The organism is Paraburkholderia sp. XV, from assembly GCF_020177535.1.
Taxonomy (GTDB): domain Bacteria; phylum Pseudomonadota; class Gammaproteobacteria; order Burkholderiales; family Burkholderiaceae; genus Paraburkholderia; species Paraburkholderia caribensis.
On sequence record NZ_JAGUUD010000071.1, the window covers coordinates 38,974 to 45,795 of the forward strand.

Here is a 6,822-nt window from a genome sequence, read left to right on the forward strand (position 1 = left end):
AGGAAATGCGAAAGCATTGTCCTTGGTACCGTATCGATATTGCACGTAGCCCCGATTAGGGGCAGTGTTGTCCTTTGCGCATACGGAGACAGTCTTTTGATTTTCTAGCGGACAACTGAAATAAATCTCTTCCCCGTCGTTGCAAAGTGTCTGTTCATTCTGATAAGTCTGATCCTGCCCATTCGCCACGTCATATTTAACGAGCGAGAGCAGAATAATCGTTAGAATTCGTGCTATCCACATTACTTCAGTCCTCCCCAATTGTGAATCGACGCGAAATTATTTCGCCGATCCACGATGTCGTTCATATTCTCCGGATTGATCGGGTGACCAGGCTGATGCTTGAAAAGTCCGGGATTGATCGCTCGCGTGATGTTATCGACATCGTCTTCGGCTGCGCCATGATCGGCCGTTTCGTACATTCTGTTATTGATCCAATACGCCGCGGCCGATCTCACGGCGTATTTGACCTCGCCGACCAGCGCGTAATCTACCAGAAAGTTCAGATTGGCCTCGCCGGCCCAGCCACTTGAATTCTGTCGGTGCCATTCGGTAAACAATCGATATTGAGTTTGACCCGTAATCTGGATCAAGCCTCTGCCTCGGTACTTCCACCCGTCACCGCTTGCGATGTCTCCATTACCATTTCTGCGCTCATATGCGCGGTTCGCAATTGCTTGCTCATCGGCGGGATGCTCAGCCGTACGTCCGTACAAATCAGCCTCGTCAGGATGTGCCTGGAAATAGCTAAATTTCAGTTTCAAACGGTCAGGCGGATAATTAAGGCTTTCACCATCGTGAACAGCCAACGACGGTCCTGCCTCACGTCGAATTTGTGCGAAGAAGTGCTCGCGTCTGAGTGGCTTGTCGAGTTTAAACAAATCGATATTCGTATTCAATTCCGTCATAGCTGCTTGCAGCGTCGCAACACTTGCACTCGGGAAAATGTGCTGCATCATCGCGAGCGTAAACTGGAAGTCGGTACGGCGGAAATTCCCCACGAGACCAAGAGGATGAAAATGATAAACTTTAGAGCTCGTTGGCCATCCACTCACACCGCTGATCCCACTCCAAAATCGCAGCACATCAATCCGCGTCTTCTCCGCTTGCCACACAGGCAGCCCTGCATGCATATGCGAATCGAGCGCATCCCACTTGCTCATCTCCCCGCCCCATTCACTCTCGTATCGCACGATCAGATGATCGATCCGATCTGCGAGCCACGGTTTGCCGAGCGCCGTCTGTAGTTCGTGTGCGGTGATCTTGCCATCGCGCTGCCCCTGAGCGTCGATCGCGTCTTCAAGCTTGCGAATGGTTTCGTCGGAGCGCGCATTCGCGAATGAGCCCTCGAATTGCGCGATCTCGTCCGGCGTGCCGCTGTCTGCGATATAGAGCGCGCGTGCAAACATGTCGGAAACCGACGCTTGCAGATTCAGGACATCGAATCCCGGCCAGTCCCAGGGACTTTTCAGCTCAACGAGAGGATGCCCGTGATCGCAAACCCAGCCATTGACTTCGGCATTGTTCCCGTCGGCGATGCTCACTGCGTACCACCTCTTGTTCTCAGCCTCAACACAACTTTGCGCCGATGCGGTGCTCACCACGCGTGTCCAGGCTGCCGCCGCGCCGCCCGCCGCCCGCCGCTTGCAGGGTCAAGGGAAACTGGCTCCACGCCGGGCGATCTTCATTGCCGTGCGGATCCGCGCGCGCAATCCAGAGCGCCTGATTGTTGAGCGGCTGCCCGCTCGGGTTTACCTGCAAGACCTTCCGCCACGCACCGCTGGCTGGCGAGCCCGGGGCGTCCTTGACGGATGCTCCGTGCGGGATCGATGAACTGGGAGAAGACGGCTGCACCAGCTTCGCGCCTTTCGAATCAGCAAGAGATTGCGCGATTTCGGATCGAGTTGCTGCGCCCGTGCGCGGCTGCGCGAAACGAAAGCGTTGATGTCGTCGCCCGTGAAGACCTCGACATGAAGCAGCGGTCGTTCACCCTGCTTGGGCGGCAAGCTATGATGCGCCCGCGCTTCCACGAGCCGCTGATACTCACCAATAAGCGCAACCGTCTCGCCTGCGGCGATAGCGTGAGGCTTCGGCAGGACATGGATCTGATCCACCGCAGACGGTTGGCTTTGCTTGTCCAGCTCGCCCAGGAAAACCCATCCTGTCGCGGCATCTGCTGGCAGGGCTGCGCCTTCCCGATACGATTGAACCGTACCCGACACAAAACCCCCGATCTTGCCCCATGCGCCGTGTTTCTGGCCGACCTTGATCTTCGTATCGCGAGCAAGCCAGCCTGTCACAGCACTACCGGCCGTATGCGACGCCCGAACGCGCAGGCCGGGCTGGTTGTGATCCTCGGAACCAGCGACGTTCTTGCGAGGATCGTTTGCCTTGTTGCCCACCGTATAAATGTCTGTCGCGCCATAGTAGGCGCGTAGAGCCTTCGCCGCACCGTAACCATCGAGCGGCAGCGTATGCATATAAAGGCTGAAGAACGTCAAAACGTCTTCGGCAGGTGTGCTTGTGTTCTGCGTCGGTGCACCGTTCGCCGTATTCGCCGGCTGCGCCGAAGGCGTGGACGGCGCGGGAGGCTTTGGCAACACGAGCCGATGCCGCACCAGCGTGAACCCGCTCGAGTATCCAGCCCTGGATCCGTCAGGATAGGCGAGCTCCTGCAGCTTCGAATTGAGGCGACATGCGACGACTTCACCGTCTGCAATACACTTGACGCCGGCATCCTGATCGAACTTGCCAGCTGTGCCTTTTCCGAAATGGATGCCACCGTGCCAGAGCCCGTTTGCACCGATTGGATAGAAGCCATCCTCCGATGCACTGAGGGCGCTCAGATAATCTTCGGGAGCGGGCTGCGCACCGGGGTTCTTCAATGAGAACGGATACGCCCAATTCTCGACTTGCGACGGCTTGTCCTGTTGCTGCGCCACTAGCTATCCTTTATTCAGTTCGTTTTTTACGGGACGCCCCATCGTCGTCACCCCGAAAAGTCTACTGACCGTTTCGGCTCGCTGTCAGTCCACGACGGGAACTTCTCGTCAAGCCGAACGGGCCCATTGAAGCCGTGCTGAGCCCCCTTCACATCGATCGCGCCGGGTGAGTGAATCTCGATGTTGCCGTCTTTCAGCCGGATGTATGCGCCACCCGAAGTCAGCAGAATTTCCTGTTTCGCCACGCCTTCAATCGTCTGTGTCGCCGAGATGAGTTTGACGGACTTTTGCGCAGTCAATTCGATGTTGTCGTCGTGCGCCTGAATCTCGACCTTGCCTTTGCCCGCGAACAGCTTCATGCCCGCGTTTTGCGCGAAGAGACTGAGCTTTTGCGCGACGCTCGCTATCAGCGACTTGCCCGTTGCCACATGAACACTTTGTGTAGAGTTCATCAATTGATGTCGTAGTTTGACAATCAATTTTTGTCGCTTTTGACGGGTTGCACGGTCTGCTTTCTCACCGTTTCGCTCCACGTCCAACCAATTCGTGTCGCCTCGGCACACAAATATTTAAAACTTTTGTGATCTATCCCTGTTTGACGCTGCGCCTTTGACTGGGACTCATTTTCTCTGGTGGCGCAAATAACCTCTGAAACGACACGAGCGCCGGTCTAGACCAGAAACTGAGAGGAATCCCAAGGGCGCTGTCACGTTGACGGGGCGACGGCGTAAAAACTTCTGGGGACGTGTGTTTGCTCAGACGAGCGGACGGAATCCGGGCGAGCTCGGTGAATCGATGCCACGCGTCAAAGCGTTGAGCGAGCTGTTTGCGGTAGAAAGACGCGCGCAGCAAATGACGCTTGAGCGCGAAGTGCTGCCGGATCGGTCCGAAGCTCGAAAGAAGCGCCTGGGTGCGCTTTGGGTCGCGAAATCCGCGCAAGCGCCGCTCACGTTCACGCGTAGGTTGATGGCTATTTTCGGCCCGATTGTTCACGCGGGCCGCAGCCTTGACGAACACGTGCTTGACGTTTGCCAGCTCGGGATCCGGGACTTCGCGGCCGGATAACTGCGCAGCTGGTCAGTGACGATCCTGCGCGGCACCAGGCAAGACCGAAGGATGCGCTTGAAGAATCGTTCGGCTGCGGTCGTGTCGCGCCGCTTTTGCAGCAGGATATCGAGTTCGGCGCCGTGCTCGTCGGCGGCTCGCCACAGCACATAATGTTCACCGCGCAGCATCACAAACGATTCATCGAGATGCCAGGTACTGCCCGGTTTGCGGCGAGCAGCCTTGACGCGATGCGCGAACCCTGTGCCAAATTTATCGCACTAGCGGCGCACGGTTCCGTAACTCACCACGATCCCGCGCTCGAACAGCAACTCTTCAATGTCGCGCAAGCTCAACTGAAACCGAAAGTACCAGCGAACGGCACAACTGATCACCACCGCCGGAAAGCGATGACCATGATAGAGCGATCTAGATTTATTCATCTCCAGATTCTACGCGACCACCTCGGCAACGTGACAAAGCCCGCGCTGCTCCTTGCCATAGTGGAAAGTCAAACCCGAACACGTGTGCATCCAACTTGATTGCATGTATGCCGTCAACAAATTGTGAACACGTTGTTATGACCAACTCCTCCCAAAAAGCGCAGCTCGGAACAAGCTAATTCATGAACAACGCGTGACGGTCCGGGATGCCCGGCAAATGAGAATTTCGCTGGACGGTAGTCGGTATACAAGCTTGAGTCGTCCATTACCAGCAGACCGTTGTGAGCGAGCGCATCCCGGCAGACCTTATAGTCAGCCAATGCAACTTCATAATCGTGGTTGCCATCCACATAGATCACATTCCACGCTCTGGAACGGATGTGCTCGGTCGCAATCGTGTCCGTTGACAAAGCCTTAATAAAATTCGGATCAGGTAATCCGAAAGACCGATTAGAGGCAATCGCGTCGTCGAGATAATCAATGTTCTTACGATACTTACTCACGGTATCCGCGGCTGAAGAGAACGGTGAGATACCATGGACCTCGCATGGGAATGCGCACAACTTCGCGATCAGGCCCATGAGGGAGGTGATCTGTCCACGATATACGCCGATCTCAAGAGCACGCTGTGGCTGATAATCGCGCAAGAGAAGCCACCACATTGCATGGAAGGCATCCTCTCCAAATCCGCGCCGTCGCTGGCTGAAATAGGACCGGTGGTGACGAATCTCTGCAGGCGCGATATGCCACAGATAATGATGCATATATGCATAAAGGGCATTCCGATCCGGGTACTTATTGACCGCCTGCTCGAAGGATAAATCTTCTGCAAGTGACTCGCGGTAATGCGCAAATGACTTGCGCTGCAAAGTTGCCTGAAAGCGGGAAATTCGAGCAGAGACCGCACCAGTTACAGAAACCATTTCATCTCCCGAAACAAGGTCGACAAGAACACCATGATTACTGCGCGTGAATTAGCTCATGCTTGATGTGAAACGCCCGCACGGAAGACACCCAGATCGGACGACCCCGCACGTGCATTTTCACATTGCACGTAAGGAAACGGACTACGATCGAATTTTCCCCGTAGCGTTTGACCTGCTCGCTTGAACGCTCGATTATCTTTCGAACAACTTTCTCTTCACAATGTTGTCGCCCGATAGACAATCGGTGCTGTCTGCTTCAGACTCCCTGATAGACAGGGTCCAGAAACGCGCGAAAATCCACGCAGGCAATTCCGACGTCGCGTGCTCTTAGCGCCTTCAGCCTACCACCGCCATGCACGACTTATGAGTCGTTCGACACAATGGCGCATGGCAGCTCATTAGATACGGATTCCAGAACTGGCGAGAGGCTTTCTGATTATGCGTATCGTCAGTCTAGTCATCGTTTGGCACTGCGGGATTGCTACGAACAAAAAAGCGATAGTTTTCTCAATTTGACTCGATATTGATGCATCTTTTTTACAGCAAATAAGATGTGTAGCGCATTCAAACCTCTGATGTTTAAGCCGATCAAGGTCGGCCCCGCTAGAGCACGTCGTAGGTCCGCGAAAACCGAAATGCGCAGCCACGCTATCCCTCTGGCGAGCGGATTGTTGGGCCGTATCCAATATTCCCCAACTGTTATATGACCGTTACTCCACAGACTGCACTACGACCTGGTCGAGTGGCGGGAACAAGCTGAATCTCTGCCCTACGACTACCCCGGAACGGAAAGACTCGGTCAGCGCGTGTGGGGGAGTATCGATCTGTCCCATGGCATTGACTTCGCCACGCCATTCGCATGTCTGCTGATATGGGTCACCAACTTAGACGATTTGTGCATGCGGCGGCCGGCCCAGAAGCCACAGCATCACGCCGTCGCTGTCCTGTGCCTCGTCAAAAAGGATGAAGTCGGATTCGTGCGCGGATACCCTTGCGCCCACACTTTCAGATAGACGTCGGGAATAATGGCGCTGCGGTCACCCGGGTCCGTGATCTCACTCCACAGACGCGCGACATATGGACTCGGCTTCGTCCCCTTCGTACGTCGACGATACTTGCGTGGGCCATTGACTTCAGTGGATTCCGTCACTGTGACTATCATTCTTTTGTGGACAGTCACATTCATGACCCGGCGAAAGCATGGCGTGCCCATCGTCGGGTGTCTATACGGTCACAGTCGGACACTTACCCGTTCTCCTTTTCATCATTGGGCGCAGAACTGTACAGCACACCGTCACGACCGCAATCGCTTCTGTTACGAGTTGCGCAACCTGCGTCAATCCGGTTCCCTGTCTGGTATCACAATACCGCTGGCTTGCTTGGTAACTTGCTTCGCCGGTCCTGCCTGGCGGGCACGTGAGCATGCACGCCTCGATCTGCAACGATTTCGACGTCACGGTCGGCAAG

3 protein-coding genes and 2 pseudogenes are annotated in these 6,822 nt (G+C 55.4%); all 5 read right to left on the reverse strand.

Translation table 11 applies throughout. The features are described 5' to 3' along the window. Window positions 1–242 precede the first annotated feature (242 nt). Window positions 243–1,544 carry a glycoside hydrolase family 19 protein gene (locus tag KFO72_RS27520; protein ID WP_225033451.1) on the reverse strand — a complete coding sequence of 434 codons (1,302 nt, stop codon included), beginning with the start codon at window positions 1,542–1,544 and terminating at the stop codon, window positions 243–245. A gap of 207 nt (window positions 1,545–1,751) precedes the next feature. Continuing rightward, window positions 1,752–2,942 carry an SH3 domain-containing protein gene (locus tag KFO72_RS27525; RefSeq protein WP_060605942.1) on the reverse strand — a complete coding sequence of 397 codons (1,191 nt, stop codon included), beginning with the start codon at window positions 2,940–2,942 and terminating at the stop codon, window positions 1,752–1,754. Between the two features lie 80 nt (window positions 2,943–3,022). Next, window positions 3,023–3,406, reverse strand: a pseudogene (locus KFO72_RS27530) (DUF2345 domain-containing protein); the annotation flags it as partial. A gap of 298 nt (window positions 3,407–3,704) precedes the next feature. Next, window positions 3,705–4,429: pseudogene (locus KFO72_RS27535) on the reverse strand (IS6 family transposase); the annotation flags it as partial. 113 nt (window positions 4,430–4,542) lie between these two features. Continuing rightward, on the reverse strand, window positions 4,543–5,352 hold the full coding sequence (locus KFO72_RS27540) for a class I SAM-dependent methyltransferase (protein ID WP_082433791.1): 810 nt from the start codon (window positions 5,350–5,352) through the stop codon (window positions 4,543–4,545). Window positions 5,353–6,822 lie beyond the last annotated feature (1,470 nt).